The following is a 23,227-nucleotide window of genomic DNA, read 5'->3' on the forward strand; positions in this document are numbered from 1 at the left end:
ATGGATGTCCTCAAAGCGGATGGGTCGCCTGGGTCAGTGTCGGGTCGACACGTAAACCCAGGCCTGTCTGGCCTGGGCCCTGCCTGCCGTATTGGTCACGCAGTAGTCGAACGTCGCGCTCCCGTAATCGATGAGCATGAGCGTGTCGGTGGGGACCACGAGTTCGACATAGCCGTTGCGTTCGTCGTCGTCGGTGACGTCGATGCGAAAGGTGGTCAATGATTCGTCAATCGGGTCCTTATTCGGAACCGTGGTGCGGTAGCCGCGGAAGGTCGCGGATACGTGGTCGCCTACTTTCATGTTGGCGTAGCGAAGAATCCTCACCGGCGTACCACCGCCGCTTTGCGCTTCGGTGTAATCGATCTGCGGAGGTACGTCCGTTCCTTCCATCCACACGGCCGCCTGAAGCGGCTCCCCCGCGCCGGGCAGTTCTGACGGGTCCATGACGATGACGTCGCACGACGGCGAGCGGGCGACGTTATCGAAGCCGGCGGCGATGCGTCGCCGGGCCAGGTAATGAACGCGCCATGTTCCCGGGCGGACGACATCGCCGGGCACGATGCGCAAGACGTCCACCCCTTCGTCGACCACGACGACGTCGGCGTCCACGGGTTGATCGTCCCAGTAGAGCTGCAACCGGTCGCCGGCACGGAACGATGCCGAGGCCGGGTCCGCGGCCGTGACGCCGGGAAGGGTCGCGACGGCGTCCTTGCCTATGGCATCGGCGGGAATCGTGTTCGGCGGATCGCCCTCGCGCGCCCGCACGACCGGTGGCCGCAGGTTGCCGTGCCAGGGACGCTCCGGCGCCGGGTCTTCACCGCCCGGGCCGAAGAGATTGACCGGCGCGACGGCGGGGGACGCCGGCTGGCCGAAGGGAAGGCCGCCGCGAAACACCTCGTAGTCGACGTCGGCCTCGACATCGACGTCGCTGTCCTGGGCCGAGGCGTGCCAGTCGCCATAGACATCGCGGTACGGCACCACGAATGCCAGCACGGGGTCGTTGCCAGCGTTCGCGGCGTCGATCGTAAACGGCCCGTAGGCGTGGGTGTTCCAGGTCACACGCAGGGTATCGCCACCGCGAAAGACGTCGTTGCCTGGGATAAGTACCCTGACGCCCCCCTCGGGAGCGATGTCCTCGCTGGTCACGAGCCCGTCCGCGGCACCGGGGACGAGGGCGGCACGGAATCGGGGGGCGATGCTGACGATCAGGTCGATGGCGTCGGGGCGTACCGACACATTGCCCGCGCGATCTTCGACATCGTAGGTGAATGCGTGCGACCGGCCATCGTCGACGACGGCGAGCACATCGCGATAGAACCGCAGCGTGATGTCGCGCCCGATATCGTCCGAGGTCAGTTCGACCGGTGCGGAGCGAAGCCCGCCGTCGATTATACCGGTGATGCGATCGCCGATCGCCTGGTGGGTATATCCCTTGATCTGCGCGGGTAGATAAAGCGCGCCGGCTTCGTCCTGTCGAAGGCTGCCAAGCAGGACACCGTGTTGCAGCACGTCGTCGGAAAAGACCGGCGACGCGATGCTCGCGTCGCCGGGGCGAACGATGTCGGTGACGAACGACTGGTCGTCCGGACCGCGTTCCACGCCGGCACCGCCGGAAAGATAGGTGACCTTGTAGTTGATACCGGTCGTGCGACGATCCTGCGTCGTCGTGGTCGGACGCTCGCTGGCCGGGAGGCGCAGCGGTATCGTATCGCCGGGCCCATACGCGCGCAGTTCGAGCGGCTCGCCGATCGCGTTTCCGTCGACGACGAGCTGGATGACATCCGACACGTCGTCTTCCTGCGGATCGGGCAGCGGGTACGTCAGTGTCAGCACGATGTCCTGGTCTTGGACCGACGCCTTCAGCAACTGGTCGGGCGGCTGCCCCTCTGCGGGCCGGGCCAGCGCATCCTCGGGGAAACGCAACCTGGGTTCGAGAATCCGTATGGGCGACTGGGGGGGCATGGGACGTTCCTTGTCCAGATCGAGCCGTACGCGACGCGTGGGCGCCGCGTACGGTGGTGAGGCGCGACGGTGGCACATCGTCGCGTGACGCTAGTCGCCGCGAGAGTCGATCTTTACGATGATAGCTTCGGATACCGTCCCCTTCATGGTTTCCTGGTCGCCGCCTTCCACATAGTCTTCGTCGCGGATGACCTTGTAGGTGACGTGGGCGTGGGTTCGCTTGGGATCCTGGCCGATGTAGATGAAGCCGCTCGTGATCGTGACCGACGACGGTTCGTTCTCGCCCAGCGTGGGTATGGCGCGTAGCATGAACCGATCCTTGACCTCGTTCTGCTGGTCGTCCTCATCGCTACCGTGTTCGCGAACGCCGTAGACCGGGATACGGAGGAAGATGTGATCGGTCGTTTTCTTGTTCTTGTAGACCGGCACCTCGAAGATCACGCCATTCTTTTCGTCGGCCGGACCGATGGTGTTGCGGTCGTTCTGGTTGGTCCAGACGGGCTCCGGCGGGGGCGTGCCGCCACCAGGCAGCTCCGCCGGGCCGTAGACCCGCACGGGCGTCTTCCGTGACGTGGATACGTTAGTGGACTCGCCTGCGTCGCCGCCGGTGATCGTACGGGCGACGGTGTAGTAGTCCACGATGTCGCCAACGCCCTGATCGTCGATAACGTCCGCACCCAGCACCACTTCGATATCTTCGTCGGCGTAGTCGTCCGGGATAACGTATTCCGGAAGCGCGGTCGTGCCGTGAAAGAAGGTGACGACGTCGCCCGGCCTGAAAATCGGCTTCGGCGTGGATTCGTCGGTCATCGCCGCCGCGGAGAGCGTCGCGTCCGATGCGTAGTCCTCCAGGGGAATGGCGTTCGTGGCGCCGCTGGCCGACGTCAGCGTCGGGCCCGCCAGCTGATCGTGCTCGGGGGTACCGGGGTCCGGGTCCACGCCGCCCGCGGTGTGCAGGTTGACGATGACCGTCGTGGCAAGCGACCGACCGACGACCAGCGGATCCATTCCCGAGCGTTCGATCACGATGTCGTACCTTACCTCCGTTGTGACGGGGGTGTCGGTATCGGCCCCCGCCATGTACAACCATAGGGCGGCGACCGCGGCGTAACCGAGGTAAGCCGAAAAATCGTCGGCGGTCATGGGCACGCTCGCCAACTGGCTAAACGTGCCGCCCCAGCTGATGCGCAACTTAAGGCCGGGCAGGGTGTCGTAGCGCACGTTGCCCGGGATGACGACCTCAACACCCAGGGGGGCCCGCGCATCGGCGTCATTGATGATGCCGTCGTCGTCGAAACTGGGAACGATCGGTGCTGCGAGGTCGGAGCCCAGGTATCCTTCCAGGAGCGACACGAGGACGGTGGCATTCGACGGTAGGGATTCGTTGCCGGCACGGTCGATGACGCGATAGCCGAACGCACGTTCCCCGTCGTTCATATCGGCGATGTCATCGGCGGGATAGGTCACCTCGATCTGCATATCGTCGCCCGGAAGGCCCTCGACGACCTGAAGCGCTCCGACGTCCTCGCCATCGATGGTCAGTTGGATACGATCACCCGCGGCGAGTCCCTCATAGCCGCTGATCATGCCCTTGAGCGAGCCATCCGCTTCGAGATGTTCCGGCTTGAGAAATCCATCATCCACGGTGAACCGGGGGCCGGCCATCGTCGCGCTGCCAGGTGCCTTGGTGTCGACGATGAAACGCTGTAGCGGGCCTTTTTCCGTATTCTGATTGGCCTGGAAGTAGCACACGTACCGAATGGTGTGTTCGCCATCGCCTTGCCGCCATGCGGCTTTCAACGGAACCTCGGCGGTGCCCACGTCAAGGTCGGCGGCGACGCCATCCGATTCGTGATCGACGCCGTCCACTTGCAGGTAGATCAAGTCGCCGGTGTCCATCTCGTCCGGATCCAGCGGCACGGTGACCAGGAGGTCGTCGTCCTTGACGTCAACCTTCAGCAGGTTGTCCACCGGCAAGGGGTCGGGGCGGAACCCGAGATCCTCGGCCGCAAACGTCAGGGGGTTGGCGAATTCAGCGATCTGTCCGGCGCCGGTCGTCGCGTCGGATACGCGATGGCTGGCGCGGCGGTGGGGACGAAGGATGGTCTTGAACGGCGGTAGCGTGGTTCTATCGGTCATGGGGCACTCCATTGCGAACGTGGACGACGCGCGGATCTCCTTCTGCGCCATGCCAGAGTAGGTTGAACGAAAGCGTCGCTCCATACGCAAAACGGTGTAGGGGCCTGGCCTTGACGCTGGCTTCACGGCCCTGGCGCAAGCTAGAGTGAAGGAGAGGGTTTCTACGCCGGATTCCGTAGAGGCCGCGAACGCCGCGAGGCGTTCTTTAGGACAACGCCCAATAGCCATGTAGGCCTCGGCTGATGACAATCAGGCGAGGTCAGATGCGTTGCGGCGCGTGATCACCACCCACCGAGGAATCCGACATGCTGACGCGTCCCCGTCACGTCCATCACCGAACGCTTATGCTTTCCATCTGCGCGGCGCTGTCCTGCGCGGCGACGGACGCCTTTGCCGGCGACCTGGTCGGCGGCAGCGGCGCGACCGTTCGCGCCGGTGACACACCGGAGAGCTGGACCGTCCGTCAACGCTCGTCGCTGACCATCGAGTCCGGCGCCTCCGCGTTGGGTGTCAGCCTCACCAACGGTTCACGGCTTGCATCATCGGGGAGCATCACCAATACAGGCGGCGTGGGCCTTTCCGTATCCAACGCCGCATCGGAAACCGGTAACGGCCAGGTATCTCAGGTCAACCTGGCGCAGGGCAGCACCGTCGTGGGCAGTACGGACGGTGTCAAGCTGGCTGGTGGCGCGCTCCTGGTCGCCAGCGGAAGCGAGATATCCGGGCAAGCTGGCTACGGCATCGCGATGACGAGCGCCGACGTTCGGTTGACCGATGGCTCGACGGTGACCGGCGATCTCGCCGGCATCTGGCTCCGCCGCGATGACCGCGGCGAGACGTTGTTGCCATCCTACCTTCGCGTCGCGGTCGACGGATCCACCGTTCGCGGGGTGAATGGCAGCGGCGTGCTCATCGATGCGCGCAACGCTAACACGACGACCACCGCGTCCATCACCCTGACGAACGGGGCGGTTGTCACCGGCAACAACGGCATCGCGTTCGACATACGCGCGAACGTCAACGCGGCGATCGACGTCGATGCCAGCCGTGTGGTCGGCCGTGTCGGCGTGGCGAACGGATCCGTCGTCACGCTGGCACTGCGCAACGGCTCGACCTTGCTGGGCGGTATGCAGGGCAATGTGGCGGCGACCGTGGCGTCGCAGGCCGAGTGGCAAATCAGCGAATCGTCCACCGTGGGCCGCCTCGACCTCCAGGACGGCAACCTGACGTTCCAGCCGTCGGGCAACGCGTCCTATCGGTCGCTCACGGTGGCCGGCGACTTCGCCGGCACCGGGGGGCGGCTTACCGTGCATACCGATATCGACGGGGTGGGCCCGCTCGCCGCGCAGGCGACGGATCGTTTGCTGATCGAGGGCGACGTGACCACGACCGGCACCACGGTGGTCAGCGTGGTGCCCACGGGCAGGGGCGCGCCGACGGATGCCAACGGCAACGACCGCATCGACGCGAATGAGGGCATCTCGCTGATCCAGGTCGGGGGCCAGTCGCGCGCCGATGCCTTCGCGCTGGCGGGCGACTATGTCGCGATCGGGGGCTTTCGCTACGGCCTCAAGGCGTTTGGACCGGGGCAGACCGATCCGGCGCAGAACGCGCTCGCACAAGGCTCACTCTCGTGGGACTACCGCCTCGGTCGCTCCGAATGCACGGCCCAGGGATGCGGACCGACCGATCCCGGTGGCCCGACCGATCCCGGCGGTCCCACGGACCCGGGCGGCCCGACCGACCCCGGTGGTCCCACGGACCCGGGCGGTCCGACCGATCCGGGTGGTCCAACGGATCCCGGTGGCCCGACGGATCCGGTGAAACCCGAGCCGCCGGGTGAGCGCGCCGAAGTGGTGCCGCAGTTGCCATCGTACCTTTCGGCACCGGCCGCGTTGCTCAGCTACGGCGACATGCTCAACGATGGCATTCGCCAGAGGCTGGGCGATATCCGCCGGGCGGACGCCGACGGCGAAGGCATCGCCGGCGAGATGTTCGCGCGCTATCTCGGCGGGCAGCTGCGCTACGAGTCCAATCGATCGTTCCAGGATTACGGTTTCGACTTCGACCAGCAGGTCAACGCATGGCAGGTGGGCGGAGGCCTTGTCGCGCTGGATGCCGACACCGGCAGCCTGCGGGCGGGCTGGGCCGTCGACCACGGCACCACGCGCGTGTCGCCGCAGGCCGTGGACGGCCGCAGTGCGACGCGCTATGACGTCAACGGCGTCACGGGCTGGCTGACCTGGCAGGCAGCGAGCGGTTGGTGGGTGGATGCCGTGGTGTCGGCGCAACGCTACCGCGGTGACGTGGGCACGGACCTGCGCGGCGCCGACATGGCGCGGCTGCGCGCGAGCGGCACCCTGATGTCGGCGGAGATCGGCAAGCCCTTCGCCCTCGGCGACGCGTGGACGCTCGAGCCGAGCGTGCAGTTGACGTACCAGACCGTACGCTTCGATCCCTTCACCGATGCCGACGGCCTCACGGTCGACCTGGGCGTGGCACGGCAGACGAGTGCGCGTATTGGCGCGTCGTTGAGCCGCATCGCCAACCCACGCTTCATGCCCTATGCCCGGATGGACCTGACTCAGGCAGGCCATGGCGATCCGACGGCGGAGGTCGGCAGCGAGGCCTGGGGCGTGTCCGATCGTTTCGGCACGGGGCGCATCGGCCGGTCGGCGCGGGTGGCGGCAGGTGCGGTGAGCCAGCTCACGCGGAACGTACAGCTGTACGGCGAAGGCAACTACCAGCGCTTCGTGGGCAGCTACGGCATGCGTGGCTGGGCCGGCAACGTGGGTCTGCGCGTCACCTTCTGATTCTCCGGCCCACGGCGTGGGCATCGATCACCGCGCATAGCACCCCCGTGCCGGACGGCACGGGACGCAAGGATACCGCCCGACGATCCCCATCGGGCGATACGGTTCGCTCGTCATCATGGATGTTTCATGCAAAGCCTCTTCCGGCGCTCACGGAGGCGCCCCCTTTCCCTGTCGTTGTGTGTCATCGCGTCGTCGATCGCCGGTTCGCCCGCATCCGCCGGCGAACTGGTGGATAGCTCGGCCACCGTGTCGCCGGGCGACGTCCCGGACGCATGGCGTCTGAAGCGCTCGTCGCTGACCGTCCTGCCTGGCGCCGCCAGCGGTAGTGTGATGCTCTCCAATAACTCGCGCCTCACCTCGGCAGGCGCCATCGTCCATGCCGACGGCGTGGGTATCGTCGTCTCGAACGCCTCGGGCGAACCCGGTTCAGGCCTTCCCTCCATCGTGCGTCTGACCGACGGCAGCGCGGTCAGCGGCGGCACGCACGGCGCAAGCCTGTCCGCCGGCGTAGATCTCGTTGCGACCGGCAGTTCGATCTCCGGTATCCAGGGATACGGCATGGCGATACACAGTGCGAAGGTCAGCCTTGCCGGCGGCACGACCGTCACGGGACACCTCGCCGGCCTGTCGATCCGTCGCGACGATCGCGGCGAAGCGCTGACGCCCACCTACCGGCGGGTGTCGATCGACGCATCGGCCGTCACCGGTTCGACGGGTAGCGGTATCCTGGTCGACGCAGGTAAGGGAACCTCGGTCACCGACGCCGTCATCGCGCTGACGAACGGCGCTATCGTGCAGGGTGGTAACGGTGTCGCGTTCGACCTGCGTCAGCGTACCGACGTCGTGGTGACCGCCGATCGCAGCCGCATCGTCGGCGACATCTCCGCCGCGCAAGGTGCACGGGCCACAGTTTCCCTGAGCCAGGGCGCCACCCTCGCCGGTGGCGTGTCCGGTGATGTCACGGCCACGATCTCGTCGGGTTCGACCTGGACGCCGACCCGCACGTCGTCGGTCAGCCGGTTGGCGCTGGAGGGCGGCGCCATCACGTTCGCGCCCCCCCAGGATGCGCGGTATCGCGCCTTGGCCGTGCGCGGCGATCTCACGGGGTCGGGTGGCGACATCGCCTTCCACACCCGTCTGGACGCGGTGGGTGCGATCGCCACGCAGGCCACCGACCGCCTCCTGGTCGAAGGCAACGTGACCCGCGCCGGCACCACACGGGTCAGCGTCGTGCCCATGGGCGTCGCCATCGATACCGACACGAACCGCAATGGCCGGCTCGACGCGGATGAGGGGATCTCGTTGATCCAGGTCGGTGGCGACGCTCGCCCCGATGCGTTCGTTTTGCCGGGTGGATACGTCGCCGTGGGTGGCTACCAATATGCGCTGCACGCTTTCGGACCGGGCCAGGCTGATCCGTCGCAGAACGTGCTGCCGACGGGTGCGCTGCTTTGGGATTATCGCCTGGGCACGGTGGGATGCACCGAAAACGACTGTGGCGTCACGCCGCCACCGCCACCACCGCCGCCGGGCGACGGGGAGGAGGGCGAGGCGATCCTTCCGCCGGGGCCGTGCGAGGGCGAGACGTGTGGGCCTGGCGTCGAGCCGCCGCCTACGCGCCCGGCGGTCGTGCCGCAGCTTCCTTCGTATCTGTCGGCGCCCGCCGCGTTGTTGACCTATGCCGCCGGTATGCACGAGGGGCTGCGGGAACGTCTCGGTGAACTGCGCGATGGTCTTCGCGGCGCCCCGTTGGCGGGCGAGGTGTTCGTACGCTATCTGGGGAGCCAGTCCCGCTATCGGGCCAACCATTCGTTTGCACGCTACGGCTACGCGTTCGACCAGCAATCCCATGCCCTGCAATGGGGTGGCGGACTCGTCTCGTTCGATGGTGATGACGGCACTCTCCGCGCAGGGTGGGCGCTCGATCGCGGGACGACCCGGGTATCGCCGCAGGCGGTGGACGGACGTAGCACGGCGCGGTACCGGGCCATGGGCGGCGCGGCGTGGGTGACCTGGCAATCGGGCGCCGGATGGTGGGTGGACGCCGTGGTCGCCGGCCACCGGTATCGGGGCGATGTCGCCACCGACCTGCGCGGTTCGGACGTCGCCCGTCTGCACGCCAGCGGATCGACATGGTCCGTCGAAGTCGGTCGACCGTTTGCCGCCGGCGCGGGATGGTTGATCGAACCGCGCGCCCAGGTGATGTACCAGACGATGCGCGTGAACCGGTTCGCCGATGGTGATGGACTGGCGGTCGACCTCGGGCTGGCCCGCCAGGTGCGCACGCGCATCGGCGTCCGCGTCAGCCGGACGACCGATTCGCCCTGGAGCCCGTACGCGAGGGTGGACCTCAGCCGCAGCGATCGCGGCGATCCGTCGGTGCGCATCGGTAGCGACGCGTGGGGTGTGTCCGACCGGTTCGGCTCGGGGCGCGTCGGCAGCGCAGCCGAACTCTCGGGCGGCATCACCCGCCAGCTTTCGCCCAACGTGCAGCTGTATGGTGAGGGGACCTACGAGCGGTTCGTCGGCGGCTATGGCATGCGCGGTTGGCGCGGGCACATGGGCGTGCGCGTGACCTTTTGAGCAAACGGGGCGATCGTGCCCCCGGCGCCGGCGCCCCCTCGGAGGGACGCCGGCGCCAAACCGGCCTTTCTTGCCTCGTGTCGATACCACCCGGCCGTGTCGGTCACTCCTGTGATCCTTGAGCGCTCCGCGGCACACCGGCCAACGGCTCCCAGGGCTCCCCTCCCGTGTTCTTCCGTGAGCCTCCCTCGCTCGCCGGCAAGACCGGAGGTGGTATCGAGGTTCTACGTTATCGTATTGGTTTGATTGGCAAAATAGGGCTGTGGTTGTAGGTGCGGGTGTCCGCTTTCGGACCGCGCCTAGCGCGTTTCGCGGTGTGGGTCATCGCGCATCCCGCTCCGTGCTGGCCCGGCGTGTCCGAAACCGGACAAACCGGTCCGCAATCCCTAATCCTTTCAGCGAACGGCGACAATCCACAACGACGCGCCTTGCGCAGGCGAAACGCTCCATGACACGTGATAGGTGCCGGCGGCCTCCACGTGCCGCCACGCGACCACGCCCTGCACGCCGCTCTCGTCCGGCAGGCGCGTGAAGGCATCGATGGTCCGGAAGCCGTCGTCCGGCGTGACGCTCATTCGCTTGACGCCGCCGTCGCCCCACCAGAAAGCCAGCAGCGTGGCAGGGCCGTCGACGGTGATGTCGCCGCTGCGCATCGTGGCCGACACGGCGGCGTAGGTTTGCACCACGTGCGGTGCCTGCGTCGCATGCGTCACTTCCACGAAAGGCAGCGACAACTCGCCGGCGGGTCGGCCGGGTTTCACGACACTGACGCGGTAATCCGGCCCGCCACGCGCATTCACCACCACATACGCCTTGGCGTCGAACGCCGGATATCCCTCATAGGTCACCGCGTGTCCCAGGGGAGTCCAGGCGTTTCGGTAATTGTCCGTGGGCACCGCGTCGTTGCTGGCATATCCCGCGGTGAAGGCGAGGAACACACTGCCTCGCGGGCGCGTCTCCAGCGCCGGCGTGACGGCCGGACTGACGCCCAGCCCCTCGGCTTGCGCGACGAACACATGGGCGCCGAGGGCGGGAGGCGTCTGCCCGCTCATCGCAATCGCCATGAGGTGGAAGAGCATGGGATTCTCCAAACGGTCTAATTGCCAATGGTGAAGGCGTGCTTCACGCTGCAGCGATACGTGCGGACAGGCCAGGGGCATTCGCGTGACCGACGAAACCGACTTCATCGCGTTGTACGGCACGTTGCGGGTCGACCCGCAGTGTTCGCTCGATGATTTCCGATTGGCCTATCGCCGCTACGTCAGCCAGTGGCATCCGGATCGACGCCGCAGTCCCAACGCGCAGCGACTGGCCACGTCGCGCCTGCAACGGGTCACGGCGCAATACGACGCCGCGATCGCCTTCCAGCGACGCCACGGGCGTTTGCCCGGGGCAGGTCGTGTCGTGCCGCCATCCATCCCCGACGCACGCCGAACGCGGCCCCGCGTCGATAGCGTACGCGTGCCGCGTATCCGATGGCGCGGGTGGCTGACGGCCCTCACCACCGGATGCGCGGCGGCGGGCACGGTTCTCATGACGACGCTGCCCGTGCACGTGACCGAGTCCTCGGCGCCGGCCGATGCACGGGGATCCGGCGCGGGTGCCGCGCGGGAGGTCGTGCCTGACCTGCGACGCGGCATGACCTCCGACCAGGTGTGGGCGATCGAGGGTGAGCCCACGAAGCGGGGCGGCCAGCACTGGGAATACGGCACGTCGTGGATCCGCTTCGACGGCGACCGCGTCGAGGACTGGTACAGCTCGCCCTGGCAACCGCTGCACGTCGCCAGCGAACACGCGCCGCGCTGAATCAGCGCGCACCACGGCCGAACAGCACCACTTCCACCGTCTCGATCAGGATCACCAGGTCGAGGAAGAGGTTGTGGTTCTTCACGTAGAACAGGTCGTACTTGAGTTTTTCGGCGGCATCCTCCTCGGAAGCGCCATACGGGTAGCTCAACTGCGCCCATCCCGCCAGCCCCGGCTTGATGCTGTGGCGAAGGCCATAGAAGCGGATCTTGGTTTCCAGGTCGGACACGAACTGCGGCCGCTCGGGACGCGGCCCCACGATGCTCATGTCGCCACGCAGCACGTTCCACAGCTGCGGCAGCTCGTCAAAGCGCAACGTGCGGCACAGGCGCCCCACCCGGGTGATGCGGTCGTCGCTGCGCGATGCCCAGCGCGCGATACCGTCGCGCTCCGCGTCGGTGCGCATGCTGCGAAACTTGTACAGCCAGAACGTGCGTCCGTTTTCACCCACGCGCTCCTGCCGGTAAAGGATGGGTTGTCCGGCCCCCGACTCCAGGCGGATCGCCAGCGCGACGCCCAGCATGATCGGCCAGCAGAGCAGGGCGATGGCCACCGACGCGGCGATGTCGAAGGCGCGCTTGACGAACAGCGCGAGCGGAGACGCGTTGAAACCCCCGGAAAACACCAGCCACGACGGATCGAGCAGGGTCAACTGCACGCGTCCCGCTTCACGTTCGACAAAGGTCGTCAGGTCGGTGATCTGCACGCCGAGCTGACGGCATGCCAACAGGTCGTCCATGGGCAGGCCGCCGCGGCGGTCGTCCACGCCGACCACGATCTCATCGAGCCGCTCGCGCCGGGCCATGTCGGCGAGCGTCATGCCGCGTGGCATGAGCACGTCGTCGGGTACGCTCGGTGTTTCGTTGTGTCCCGGCACGTAACCGACCAGGCAAAAACCCCGGCGGTCGGAGCGGCGACGCATGCGGGTATGGATCTGCGCGGCGCGTTGCCCGGCGCCGAGCACCACCACGCGACGCTTGAGCGCATCCAGCTCGACCAGGCGCATGAACAGGCCGCGGAATGCGGCAGTGGCGGCGAATCCCATGAGCAGCGCCATGCCCAGCACGCCGCGCCCCACGTACGCCATCGGCAGGACGTAGTAACCGACCACGAGCGCGAGACCACCGAGCGCGAATGCGATCGCATGGCGGGCCAGCTGCCCGCGCCAGCTCATGCGCAGCGTGGCGCGGTATTCGCCGAGCGCGGCCATGCCGAGGAAGATCGCGACGGCGAACATCACGGCGCGCGCGGCGAGCATGCCGTGCGAGGCGGTCTGGTCTTCGGGCGAGGGGGCGAAGCGTATGAGTGTCGCCAGTTGCAGCGACACGGCCAGCAGCATGAACTCGCACGTGGCGAGCAGGGTGATCCACCGCAGGATCGGTTGCCTGAAGACGCGAATCATCGTGGTATCCCCTAGCGTGACGCGACGACGTTAGGGGCATCCGCTCGCGGCGTCGATGTGTCGTTGGGGGTGCCGTGAGGCTAGGCCATTCGGGTGTAAACCCGGTGTGCCAGGCGTCGCCGACAGTTCAGACCACGCCGCCTTCGCAGACGCCCAGCAGCATGCGCAAGTGCTCGGCCAGACGCAGGCTGAGCGCTACCAGGGTAAACGTCGGAAATGCCCAGCCGCCCGTGGGAAACACCGAACTGCCGGCCACGTGCAGGTTATCCACGCCGTGCACCTTGCCGTGCACGTCGACCACGCCCTGCGTGGGAGACGTTGCCATGCGCGTCGTCCCCATATGGTGCGCCGTGCCGTGGATGCCAGCCGTCACGTCGCCGTCGGAAAGCCATGCCGCGCGCTCGAACCGACCATCGCAGGTCGCGGCGAGGCGGTCGCCGGTGATCGTGGTGAGCGTCTGCCAGCTGTGGCGGTCGAGGTCCGTCAGGCGCCAGTCGACCTGCACCTTGCGCAGGCCGAGCGCGTCGCGGTCGTCGCCGAGCGTGATCCGGCTGTCGCGATTCGGCGCTTGTTCGAAGAAACCGACCAGGTCGACATGCCCGCTACGCACCGTGGGACGGTCGTTGATTTTCTGGCTCACCGCGCGGATCACGTCGCCGAGGTTGAGGCCTAGCCGGAGAGCACTGACGACGAGCCCTTGCGGCATGGCGGCGGCGCCGGAGGGACCGTTCTGAAGCGCGGCGCAAAGACGGGCCTCAAGCAGCGCGCTTTCGTCGCGCACCGGGGGGCGCAGCGCGGCGCGCACGTCGCGCAGGGCCCTCAGGCCGCGCGGCACGTCGCCTTCCACGGCGAACGGGTGCACGCGCCCGTTGAGGATCCGATGGGTGCGCTGGGCGTCGGTCGACAGGCCGATCTCGGCGGCCACGGGCGTGCGTCGCTTGCCCACGCTTCGCTCGTAAGGACGGGTCAGGCGGTCCGGCTGCGCGGCGTACACGCTACCGATCGTGCCGCTGGGGTGATCCATGAAATACCGGCCCACCAGATCGCGGTCGTTGCCCAGCCCCCCGGGAGCCACGGTGTCTGACAACAGCAGTATCCGCGCGTTTTCGATGCCGCCGGCGGCAAGCACGTAGTGCCGGGCGCGTACGTGGCCGCGGCGGCCGTCGACCGATCCGATGCGCAGGCCTGTCACGGCGCTGGCATCGGTATTGGCGTCCAGTTCCATCGCGTTGGCGTGAAGCAAGGCGGTGAGATGGGGTTGTTCGTGCAGGTCTTCGCGGTAAGCGTCGCCGAAGGTGATCGGGCTGCGCGCGAAGATGAAGTTCGTCATCGCCTCGGGCGCGAGGTCGAGCAGGGGGCGCGCGGTAGGGCCGTCGAATGCACCGGGACCGAAGCCATGCGACGCGTCGATCCGGCAGAATGCCTGCGCTTTCGCGTACCACGGCGCGAGATCCGCGTAACGCAGCGGCCAGCCGCTATCGGGCACCCACTCGCGGGGTTCGAGGTCACTGTCGGCGAAGGGAATGCAGCCGCCGCCCCACAACGTGCAGCTCCCGCCCAGCACCCGCATGCGGGCCGTGCCGGCGTCGAGCGGGTAGGGCCCGATGGATCGGCCGTCGTAGAGCGCCTGCGTGCGGTCTTCGCCAGTCAGTCCGCCACCCTCGACCAGGCAGACGCGGACGCGAGTGCCCGCGAACGCGCGGGCGATGGCGATGCCGGCGGGGCCACCGCCCACGATGCACAGATCCGCGTCGTAATCGTTGGGTACCGACGGGTCAAGGTAATCCAACAGCACGGCGTTCTCCATGAGGATCGGAAGGCGACGTCAGGGCGACGTCGTAATACCCGAGGTACCAGTCGACGAAGCGGCGGACGCCTTCCTCCACGTCGACCTTCGGGGCATAGCCGGTGTCGTTGCGAAGCGCGTCGATGCAGGCCTCGGTATCGGGCACGTCGCCGGCCTGCAGCGGCATCAGTTCGAGCCGCGCCTGGCGGCCCAGGCAGCGCGCGAGCACCTCGATATAACGCAGCAACGCCACCGGCCGCTCGTTGCCGATGTTGTAGAGGCGGAAGGGAGCGACGCCGCTGGAGCCGGGATCGGGGGCGTCGCCACGCCACGCGGGATTCGCGCCAGGCACGCGGTCGAGGGTGCGAAGCACGCCTTCGACGATGTCGTCCACGTAGGTGAAGCTGCGTCGGTGTTGCCCGTGGTTGAACACCGGCAGGCGATCGCCCGCCAGGATGGCGCGCGTGAAAAGAAACAGCGCCATGTCGGGTCGGCCCCAGGGACCGTAGACGGTGAAGAAACGCAGTCCGGTGCAGGGCAGGCCGTAGAGGTGCGCGTAGCTGTGCGCCATCTGCTCGTTAGCTTTCTTCGAGGCGGCATACAGGGTGAGCGGATGTTCGGTGGGTTGGCGTTCGCTGAACGGCATCAGCGTGTCCGCGCCGTACACCGAACTGGTCGATGCGAACACGAGGTGCCCGACGCCGTGGTGCCGACACCCTTCGAGTACGTGGAGAAACCCGGTGACGTTGGTCGACACGTAGACGTGCGGGTTCGTTGCCGCGTAGCGGACGCCCGCCTGCGCGGCGAGGTGCACCACCCGTTCGGGGCGATGCGTGGCGAATACCTGCTCGACCGCCGCCCGATCGGCGACGTCGGCGTGCACGTGCACGTAGCCGCGATGGTGGCGGAAGCGTTCGAGCCGGTCCCGCTTGAGACCCACGTCGTAATAGTCGGAGAGGTTGTCCAGGCCGATCACCTCGTCGCCTCGTGCCAGCAGGCGCTGGGCGACGTGCGATCCGATGAAACCCGCCGTCCCCGTGACGAGCACCTTCATGGCGGCACTCCGTCAGAGGCGACCGTCTACCGCGTCGCGCGGCAGTACGTATTTCACGTCGTAGACAAGCGACGCCGGTTTGCCGAACGCGCGGATGCCGTCGGCGCCCAGGTCGGCGAACTGACGGTGACCGACCGCGATCACCACGGCGTCATAGTCGCCGTGCTCGGGATGCTCGACCGGCCGCAGCCCGTATTCGTGCATCGCCTCGTCGGCGTCTACCCACGGGTCGTGCACGTCGACGGCGACGCCGTAGCCGTCAAGGCCCCGCACGATATCGACCACCCGGGTGTTGCGCAGGTCCGGGCAGTTCTCCTTGAAGGCCAGGCCGAGGATCAGCACGCGGGCATGCACGGGATTGATACCCTTGCGCACCATCAGGCGAACGACTTCGCTCGCCACGTACGGGCCCATGCCGTCGTTGGTCCGGCGGCCGGCGAGGATCACGTCGGGATGGTGGCCGACCTGCTGGGCCTTGTGGGTGAGGTAGTAAGGATCGACGCTGATACAGTGCCCGCCGACCAGCCCGGGGCGGAAGGGAAGGAAGTTCCACTTTGTACCCGCCGCCTCCAGCACCTCGAGCGTGTCGATGCCCAGCCGGTTGAAAAGCATGGCGAGGTCGTTGACCAGCGCGATGTTCAGGTCGCGCTGGGTGTTCTCGATGACCTTGGCCGCCTCCGCGACGCGGATCGATCCCGCGCGGTGTGTCCCGGCGGTGATCACGGAACGATAGAGCCCGTCGACGACATCCGCCGTGCCGGGAGTCGAGCCCGACGTAACTTTAAGAATTTCCGTAACCCGATGCGCCTTGTCCCCGGGGTTGATGCGCTCCGGGCTGTATCCGGCGAAGAAGTCGCGATTGAAGACCAATCCGGATTCCCGTTCCAGGATCGGTACGCAGATCTCTTCGGTGCAACCGGGATACACGGTGGATTCGTAGACGACTATGTCGCCGCGCTTGAGTACCTTGCCGATCGTGGCGCTGGCCTTTTCGAGAGGGCCGAGGTCGGGACGCTTCGCCTCGTCGATCGGGGTTGGAACGGTGACGATGTAGATGTCGCATCCGGCGAGATCGTCGCTACCCGACGAGAACATGAGATTTCTCGCATTGCGAAACGCCTCATCGTCCACTTCAAGGGTCGCATCGTGACCACCGCGCAGTTCGTCGATCCGACGAGAATTGATGTCGAATCCGACGGTTGCATAGTGTTTGCCGAATTCGACAGCGAGCGGCAGGCCGACATACCCCAGGCCTACCACGCCCACGCGGAGGGTCCGAAGGGGGCGCGACGAGCATGGCTCGATGGCAACATAGGGTTGCCCTGTCTCGATCGGCTCGCGTGTCGGCACGCTGGCCTCGTTCGCGCGGCTGAGAGTGTCCATGCCGGCTCGTTACCCCTGGTGGCTGTCCAAGCCCCGGAAAGGGGCGGGCAAAAGCGTATCAACGTGCCAGGCCGCTGCCTGTATCGCTTAAGCGACTGGCCGAATGGCCGATGGGCGATCGCCTGAACGGGGCGTGGAGAAACGTGAACTTGGCGTTTACAACGCCAGTCCCCCGCGATATGTTGCTTTACGCATCGTCCATCCGGGCGATGGCTGATCTTTCCGCTTCAACGATTCAGGTCCACTCATGTCCGCGCGATCCTACATCGGCTCAGTGCGCGTGGCCTTGCTGGACGACCACGCGCTCGTCCGGAAAGGGCTCATCGCGCAACTCGAGAAGTCGCCGTCGATTCTCGTGGTGGGCAGCCACGGCAACAGCAAGCCGTTCCGGGCCCTGCTCGCGAGCATGCCGGTCGACGTCGCGGTCATCGACTACTCGTTGTCCCGCGACGACGTCGACGGCGTCGCGCTCGTCAAGCAACTGCGCGCAGCTCATCCACGGTTGAAGATCCTCGTGGTGTCGGCGCATGAAGAGGGCCTCATCGTGCAAGGCCTGCTGTCGGCCGGCGCCGACGGCTTCGTCGCCAAGAGCCAGGACCCGGACGACGTCATCCGGGCCATCGACGCGGTCATGACAGGCCAGCCTTTCGTGTCCTCCTCATCGGTCAGCGAGGACGTGCCGCCCGGCGTCGGGCTGCTGTCGCCGAAGGAACTCGAAGTGGTGCGTTGTCTTTTGCAGGGCTCGGCGGTGTCGGAGATCGCACGCAAGTTCGATCGCAGCGTCAAGACCATCAGCGCGCAGAAGAGCGCGGCCTACCGCAAGCTCGATATCGCCAACGACGCCCAACTGCATCGGCTCAAACCCTACATCCTCGGTCAGGACGGTACGCATCCGTGAGCACGACGGTCGCCAGGATGGCGGTGATGGTTTTTCTCCTCGGTTCGACGCGCGTGGCAGCGGCGGCGTCCCCGCCGGATGCCGAAGCGGTGCGCCGTTGGGCCGTCGCGCATCCCGTGGTGCGCGTGGCGATCGACGCGCAGCAGGGTTCGGAAATCACCGGCGAGAGCGTGAACCCGTTGGTCTCCGATTACCTGTCCCTGACCGCGCGCAAGGCGGGCATCCGGCTGCAGCCCGTACGCACGGCCTCGTGGGATGCGTCGGTGAAGGCGTTTCTCGACGGCCAGGTCGACCTCCTGCCGTCGACCAACGACGCGATGCTGAAGGACGTCGACGGCAGGGCGCTGCTGTCGGCACCGTTCTATGAAGGTCGGACACTCATCATCGCGCGCACCGTGGGGCCCTCGGCGCTGACCATGCGAGACCTCGATGGCATGAAGGTCGCCTACAAGGGAGGGGGTGCCTACGACGCCTGGCTCGCCCGCGCGCATCCCGGCGTGCGCCGGCTGCCCCTGGCCGACCTGCATCAGGTACTCGTGGCGGTCGAGAGTGGCATCGCCGACGTGGCGATCGGAGCGGATGTCTCGTTCGGACCGATCCTGCGCCGTGACTATGCGGCGAGCCTGCGGGTGGCAGGCGATGTGCCCGAACTGCCGGTCACGGTGCGCGTGGCGGCACGCCCCGACGCGCCCGAGCTGATCGCCCTGATCGAAAAGGCCTTGCGCAGCGTGGGCCCGAAAGAAAGCGAACGGATCATCGAACACTGGTTGCAGCTGGCCTACCTGCGCCCGCCCACGCTGTCGCAGGTACTCGCGTCCTACGGGGTCGAGATCGGGCTCGCCATCGCCCTGGTGATCGTGCTGCTTTTCGCCATGGTGCAACTGCGCCGGGCCCAGCTGGCGTCGCGGCGGAGCGAACGCCAGAAGACCCTGCTGCTCGCCGTCATGAGCCACGAGGTGCGCAACGCGGTCAACGCGGTCACCTCGTCGGTCGATCTCCTGGCACGTGAGCCGGGCCAGGGGGCCCAGCGCGATCTCCTGGCCATCGCGGTGTCGAGCAGTCGCAACCTGCAAAGCCTGCTCAAGAGCGCCCTGGACTTTTCCCGTGGCGAGGCGGCGGGATTCATTCCCGATCTCGCGCCGTGCGACGCCTACGGCGTGTTGCGTGACGTGCTGGAATCGCACCGGCTCACCCTCGACGCCCGCGGCGTCGAAGCCCGGCTCGACCTGCCGATGGGCCCACTACCGTGGCTGCTGCTGGACGAAACCCGCGTGCGTCAGGTGATCGACAACCTGGTGGGCAACGCGGTCAAGTTCACGGCGCGGGGTCACGTGGGGCTGTCGGTCTGGCAAAGCGCCGACGAATCGTCCACCGACGAGGTCAGGCATCTGTTCGTCGAAGTGTCCGACACCGGGGAGGGCATTCCACCCGAGCGGCAGAAGGCGATCTTCCAGCCGTTCGCCCAGGCGCATGGCGAGCGCTCGCGGCGCCTGGGCGGCACCGGGCTCGGCCTGCCGATCTGCCGCGAAATCGTCCGCCAGCTGGGCGGCACGCTCGAACTCACGTCGGGCGAGGGCGCGGGCACGACCGTGCGCGTGGTGCTGCCCACCAGCCTGGTCCCGCCTCCCCCCGAGCTCGCCGTGGAGCCGCCGGACACCGCCGATGCGCCCGTCGGGGTGGTGCTGCTGGTCGAAGACCACCCCGCCAACCGGCAGATCCTCGCGGCCCAGCTGCGCTACATCGGCTTCGACACCGTGGCGGTCGATCGCGGGCAGGCCGCCATCGACGTCTTCGAGCCCGGGCGATTCGACGCCGTGCTGCTCGATTGCGAGTTGCCGGACATGCACGGCTACGACGTGGCGATGGAACTGCGCGCGCAGGAGTCGGCGATGCCCGGCGTCCGCACGCGTTTCGTCGCGATCTCCGCGACCACCGGTGACTACCACGTGCAACGCTGCGAGCAGGCCGGCGTCGACGTGGTGTTGGGCAAACCGCTGGTCCTCGCTTCCCTTCGCGAGGCGCTCGCGCGCCCGGAGGTGATGGCCTCGGCCCGTGTCGCCTTTCGCAAGGAATCCCTCGCCGACCTGCACCGGCTTCGCGACGCGCTGGCAACCTCGGATACCGCCGACGCCCGGGCCATCGCGCACCGCATGCGCGGCAGCGCCCTCGTGTTCGGTGCCTACGGCCTGGCGGGCGAGTTGTCCCGCCTGGAGCACGCGCTCCAGGGACGCGCCGCGGATGGCGCGACGCTGGACGAACTCCTCGAACAGGTCGCCGTTCGCCTCTGAGTCGCGGGCGGTCTTTAAACGGTCGGGCGAGCACCCATGTCGGAGGGGTTATCCACCCACCATGGAGTCATCACCATGTCAGGCATCCACGCATCCGCAAGCGGCACCTTCAGGATCGGTGGCGATCTCGAGGTCCATCGGCTCGGCTTCGGCGCCATGCGCATCACCGGCAAAGGCATCTGGGGCGAGCCCGAGCATCGCGACCGGGCGTTGGCCACCCTGCGCCGGCTTCCCGAGCTCGGCGTCAATTTCGTCGATACGGCGGATAGTTACGGCCCCTTCGTAAGTGAAGACCTCATTCGCGAGGTGCTGCATCCGTACGCCGACGGCATGGTGATCGCCACCAAGGGTGGCCTGACGCGGCATGGCCCGGACATCTGGAAGCCGGTCGGCCGTCCCGAATACCTGCGCCAGTGCGTGCTGATGAGCCTGCGTCGCCTCGGCGTGGAGCGTATCGACCTATGGCAATTGCACCGCATCGATCCGGCCGTGCCGCGCGACGAGCAGTTCGACGCCATCCGCGCGATGCAGCGCGAGGGCCTCATCCGCCATGTGGGTCTCTCCGAGGTGAACGTCGAGGAGATCGAGGCCGCGTCGGCGTATTTCCCCGTCACGACCGTGCAAAACCTCTATAACCTGGGCAACCGGCAGAGCGAGGCGGTGCTCGACTATGCCGAGCAGCACGGCATCGGCTTCATCCCGTGGTTTCCGCTGGCTGCGGGCAAGCTGGCGGCCGAGGGCTCGGTGCTGTCGAAGATCGCCGGCAAGCTCCATGCGTCCAACGGCGAAGTGGCGTTGGCATGGCTGCTCAAGCGCTCGCCGGTGATGCTGCCCATCCCCGGCACGGGCGATCCCGCGCACCTGGCGGAGAACGTCAAGGCCGCATCGCTGGCCCTGTCCGACGAGGATTTCGAAGCGCTGGAGCACGCCGCGAAGTAGCCGTCGTCAGGCCGCCTCGGGGTCGAGGCGGCCTGTTTCGCGCCTGGCTAGTGCAGTTTCACCGGGGGCAGCGTGGTGTTGCGCAAGGCATCGGCAAGCCACAGCGCCGTCGCCCGCGGCCAGCCATGCAAGGTCACCCGGTGACCGTACTGCAGCGATACGTACAGGAGCTTCGCGAAACCGCCCCGCATGTTGATCACGCCATGCCCCTTGCCCGCGGATGGCACTTCGCCGGTGGCGTGGCGCGCACCCAGCGAAACCAGGGTGCCGCGCGAGCGATAGGCGAACGCCCTGGCGGGGTGTCCCCGCAGCACGTTGGGCAACGTCTCGGCGAGATAGGCGGCCTGCTGGTGGGCCGCCTGCGCGGTAGGCGGCACCACGCCACCGTCCGGCATGGGCACGTACGCGCAATCGCCCATGGCGTAGACGTGAGCCACGCCTTGGGCGGCGAGCGTACCGTCGACGATGATCCGGCGATCTTTCGACAGTGGGAAGGGGCCGAGCCCGGCAACGAGGTCATGCCCGACGACGCCGGCGGCCCAGACCTGGATATCGCACGGCACGCGCGTGCCGTCCTTGAGGTCGAACGCACCTTCGTCGACGGCCTTGACGCCAACGCCGACGCGAATCGTCACGCCCATGCGCTCCAGTTCGCGGCGTGCGACCTCCGCGGTGCGCGGATCCACGGCGGGGAGCACGCGGGGCGCCATGTCCATGAGCGTGATGTCAAGCTTGGAAGCGGGATCCAGGCCGCCGTACCGATGCATGTCGTTGAACGCGTGATGCAGTTCCGCGGCCAGTTCGACCCCGGTGGCGCCCGCCCCGACGATGCCGATGCGGATGCGCCGCGACGGGTCCCCCGCGGTACGCAGGGCCAGCGCGAGGATGCGCCGGCGCAGCGACACGGCCTGCGCCGGGCTGTCGAGCATGTCGCAGTGTTCGAGCACCCCAGGCGTGCCGAAGTCGTTGACGCGACTGCCGATCGCCAGCACGAGCACGTCGTAGGCCAGTTCGCGGGCGGGAAGGATCATCTCACCGTCCTGGGCGAGCCGTACCTCGTCCAGGTGGACCACGCGCCGGTCGACATCCACGCGTCGCAGCGCACCGGGCACGTAGCGATAGCCGTGCGCATGGCCGTGCGCGAGAAACGGCACGGCTTCTTCGCCGTCACCGAGCAGCCCCGCGGCCAGTTCATGCAGTCGCGGCTTCCAGAAATGGCTCGCATCGCGATCGACGAGCACGACGTCGAGGTCGCCGCGCTTGCCCAGCCGGGTTGCCAGTTCGATGCCGGCGGCGCCACCGCCGACGATCAGCACGACGGGATGTTTCGCCATCGGGAGTCTCCGTGAATCGATCGTCGCAGCGTACTGACCGGCGTGTCACCTCGGCGCGAAGGCAGGCTCTCGCGGTCACATTGCCGCAACCGCCTGATGATTCGCGCTGCCCCCGTCGGCGGACGCTAGCCTGAGCGCACGTTCGCACCGCGGCCCATACCGCGCCGGGCGACGTCTTTCGCAAGGAGTCCATCATGTTCAACCTTCGTTTCGTCATCGCCGCTGCCGTGCTGGCGAGTGCCCCTGCCGTGTCCGCCGCCCAGGAGGTCACGTTGCCGTGGATCCTCCACGTGGGCGCGCATGAGGTCAGCCCGACCTCGAACACCGGTCGTCTGGCCGGCATGCGCGCGGGCATCGACAGCGACAGCCAGCCCACGGTGAGCATCGAATACCGCTTTACCCCGAACTGGAGCGCGGAGGTGCTCGCCGCGTTGCCGTTCCGCCACCAGGTGAGGCTGGACGGCGGCAACGCGGTCTCGGTGAAGCAACTGCCGCCGGTGCTGGGCGTCAATTACCGGTTCCTGCCGGAGCGGACGGTGTCGCCCTTCCTCGGCGTGGGTGTCAACCGCACGCACTTCTTCAGCGCCCACGGCGAAAACGCCCTGCAAGGCGCGTCGGTGGACGTCGACGACAGTTGGGGCATCGCGTGGCACGCTGGCGTCGACATCGCGTTGAGCGACCGCCTGATCTTTACCGTCGACGCACGCTACATCGACATCGACGCGAAGGTGAAGGTCAACGGCGCGGGCGTCGGCACCGCGCACGTCGATCCGTGGGTCTACGGGTTCAGCGTCGGGTACCGCTTCTAAGCATCACGGTGCAGTTTGGGGGTGCGGG

At 67.4% G+C, this 23,227-nt stretch carries 15 protein-coding genes; 7 read left to right on the forward strand and 8 right to left on the reverse strand.

Annotated features, from left to right (window positions below; genetic code table 11):
- Window positions 1-33: 33 nt before the first annotated feature.
- Together PI246_RS13435 and PI246_RS13440 are read right to left on the reverse strand one after the other, a co-directional pair.
- Window positions 34-1,962: a hypothetical protein gene (locus PI246_RS13435; protein ID WP_320551815.1), complete on the reverse strand. Its 1,929-nt coding sequence runs from the start codon at window positions 1,960-1,962 to the stop codon at window positions 34-36.
- A 90-nt stretch (window positions 1,963-2,052) separates the two neighbouring features.
- Entirely contained in the window at window positions 2,053-4,350 is a 2,298-nt protein-coding gene (locus PI246_RS13440; RefSeq protein WP_320551816.1) for a hypothetical protein, read from the reverse strand.
- Window positions 4,351-4,445: 95 nt separating this feature from the next.
- On the opposite strand from PI246_RS13440, the gene PI246_RS13445 reads away from it, so the two are divergent.
- Together PI246_RS13445 and PI246_RS13450 are read left to right on the forward strand one after the other, a co-directional pair.
- Window positions 4,446-6,914, forward strand: a complete 2,469-nt coding sequence (locus PI246_RS13445; protein WP_320551817.1) for an autotransporter outer membrane beta-barrel domain-containing protein — start codon at window positions 4,446-4,448, stop codon at window positions 6,912-6,914.
- A 129-nt stretch (window positions 6,915-7,043) separates the two neighbouring features.
- Complete coding sequence (locus PI246_RS13450) at window positions 7,044-9,500, forward strand: autotransporter family protein (protein WP_320551818.1); 2,457 nt, start codon at window positions 7,044-7,046, stop codon at window positions 9,498-9,500.
- 395 nt (window positions 9,501-9,895) lie between these two features.
- Here the strand turns inward: PI246_RS13450 and PI246_RS13455 are convergent, their stop codons facing one another.
- The gene (locus PI246_RS13455; protein ID WP_320551819.1) at window positions 9,896-10,579 is read right to left on the reverse strand and encodes a hypothetical protein; all 684 of its coding nucleotides are present in this window, start codon (window positions 10,577-10,579) and stop codon (window positions 9,896-9,898) included.
- Between the two features lie 85 nt (window positions 10,580-10,664).
- On the opposite strand from PI246_RS13455, the gene PI246_RS13460 reads away from it, so the two are divergent.
- On the forward strand, window positions 10,665-11,306 hold the full coding sequence (locus PI246_RS13460) for a J domain-containing protein (RefSeq protein WP_320551820.1): 642 nt from the start codon (window positions 10,665-10,667) through the stop codon (window positions 11,304-11,306).
- Between the two features lies 1 nt (window position 11,307).
- On the opposite strand, the gene PI246_RS13465 is transcribed toward PI246_RS13460, so the two are convergent.
- The 4 genes from PI246_RS13465 to tviB all read right to left on the reverse strand — a co-directional run bounded on the left by PI246_RS13465 (window position 11,308) and on the right by tviB (window position 16,931).
- Window positions 11,308-12,708 carry a TIGR03013 family XrtA/PEP-CTERM system glycosyltransferase gene (locus PI246_RS13465; RefSeq protein WP_320551821.1) on the reverse strand — a complete coding sequence of 467 codons (1,401 nt, stop codon included), beginning with the start codon at window positions 12,706-12,708 and terminating at the stop codon, window positions 11,308-11,310.
- 127 nt (window positions 12,709-12,835) lie between these two features.
- Window positions 12,836-14,515 (reverse strand): GMC family oxidoreductase, encoded by a 1,680-nt coding sequence (locus tag PI246_RS13470; protein WP_320551822.1) that lies wholly within the window; start codon window positions 14,513-14,515, stop codon window positions 12,836-12,838.
- Window positions 14,484-15,548, reverse strand: a complete 1,065-nt coding sequence (locus tag PI246_RS13475; protein WP_320551823.1) for an NAD-dependent epimerase — start codon at window positions 15,546-15,548, stop codon at window positions 14,484-14,486. The genes PI246_RS13470 and PI246_RS13475 overlap by 32 nt, the downstream gene beginning before the upstream one ends.
- Window positions 15,549-15,560: 12 nt before the next feature.
- The gene (gene tviB / locus PI246_RS13480; RefSeq protein WP_320551824.1) at window positions 15,561-16,931 is read right to left on the reverse strand and encodes a Vi polysaccharide biosynthesis UDP-N-acetylglucosamine C-6 dehydrogenase TviB; all 1,371 of its coding nucleotides are present in this window, start codon (window positions 16,929-16,931) and stop codon (window positions 15,561-15,563) included.
- Window positions 16,932-17,178: 247 nt separating this feature from the next.
- Between tviB and PI246_RS13485 the strand changes: the two genes are divergently transcribed.
- The 3 genes from PI246_RS13485 (at window position 17,179) to PI246_RS13495 (ending at window position 21,056) form a co-directional block, all read left to right on the forward strand.
- Complete coding sequence (locus tag PI246_RS13485) at window positions 17,179-17,829, forward strand: response regulator transcription factor (protein WP_320551825.1); 651 nt, start codon at window positions 17,179-17,181, stop codon at window positions 17,827-17,829.
- A complete protein-coding gene (locus tag PI246_RS13490; protein ID WP_320551826.1) occupies window positions 17,826-20,117 on the forward strand; it encodes an ATP-binding protein in 2,292 nt (763 codons plus the stop codon). The genes PI246_RS13485 and PI246_RS13490 overlap by 4 nt, the downstream gene beginning before the upstream one ends.
- Before the next feature lie 75 nt (window positions 20,118-20,192).
- Window positions 20,193-21,056, forward strand: coding sequence for an aldo/keto reductase (locus tag PI246_RS13495; protein ID WP_320551827.1), 864 nt, complete (start codon window positions 20,193-20,195; stop codon window positions 21,054-21,056).
- Window positions 21,057-21,103: 47 nt separating this feature from the next.
- Here the strand turns inward: PI246_RS13495 and PI246_RS13500 are convergent, their stop codons facing one another.
- Window positions 21,104-22,390: an NAD(P)/FAD-dependent oxidoreductase gene (locus tag PI246_RS13500; protein ID WP_320551828.1), complete on the reverse strand. Its 1,287-nt coding sequence runs from the start codon at window positions 22,388-22,390 to the stop codon at window positions 21,104-21,106.
- 194 nt (window positions 22,391-22,584) lie between these two features.
- Between PI246_RS13500 and PI246_RS13505 the strand changes: the two genes are divergently transcribed.
- Entirely contained in the window at window positions 22,585-23,199 is a 615-nt protein-coding gene (locus tag PI246_RS13505) for an OmpW/AlkL family protein (protein ID WP_320551829.1), read from the forward strand.
- The last annotated feature ends 28 nt before the right edge of the window (window positions 23,200-23,227 follow it).

Source organism: Luteibacter sahnii (genome assembly GCF_034063545.1).
GTDB lineage: Bacteria > Pseudomonadota > Gammaproteobacteria > Xanthomonadales > Rhodanobacteraceae > Luteibacter > Luteibacter sahnii.

Excerpts from the sequence above, each read along its gene's own strand:
- PI246_RS13470 (WP_320551822.1), bottom strand. The coding sequence starts at position 14,515 with ATGGAGAACGCCGTGCTGTTGGATTACCTTGACCCGTCGGTACCCAAC.
- PI246_RS13445 (WP_320551817.1), top strand. The coding sequence starts at position 4,446 with ATGCTTTCCATCTGCGCGGCGCTGTCCTGCGCGGCGACGGACGCCTTT.
- tviB (WP_320551824.1), bottom strand. The coding sequence starts at position 16,931 with ATGGACACTCTCAGCCGCGCGAACGAGGCCAGCGTGCCGACACGCGAG.
- PI246_RS13450 (WP_320551818.1), top strand. The coding sequence starts at position 7,044 with ATGCAAAGCCTCTTCCGGCGCTCACGGAGGCGCCCCCTTTCCCTGTCG.
- PI246_RS13475 (WP_320551823.1), bottom strand. The coding sequence starts at position 15,548 with ATGAAGGTGCTCGTCACGGGGACGGCGGGTTTCATCGGATCGCACGTC.
- PI246_RS13495 (WP_320551827.1), top strand. The coding sequence starts at position 20,193 with ATGTCAGGCATCCACGCATCCGCAAGCGGCACCTTCAGGATCGGTGGC.
- PI246_RS13465 (WP_320551821.1), bottom strand. The coding sequence starts at position 12,708 with ATGATTCGCGTCTTCAGGCAACCGATCCTGCGGTGGATCACCCTGCTC.
- PI246_RS13485 (WP_320551825.1), top strand. The coding sequence starts at position 17,179 with ATGTCCGCGCGATCCTACATCGGCTCAGTGCGCGTGGCCTTGCTGGAC.
- PI246_RS13435 (WP_320551815.1), bottom strand. The coding sequence starts at position 1,962 with ATGCCCCCCCAGTCGCCCATACGGATTCTCGAACCCAGGTTGCGTTTC.
- PI246_RS13500 (WP_320551828.1), bottom strand. The coding sequence starts at position 22,390 with ATGGCGAAACATCCCGTCGTGCTGATCGTCGGCGGTGGCGCCGCCGGC.
- PI246_RS13505 (WP_320551829.1), top strand. The coding sequence starts at position 22,585 with ATGTTCAACCTTCGTTTCGTCATCGCCGCTGCCGTGCTGGCGAGTGCC.
- PI246_RS13455 (WP_320551819.1), bottom strand. The coding sequence starts at position 10,579 with ATGCTCTTCCACCTCATGGCGATTGCGATGAGCGGGCAGACGCCTCCC.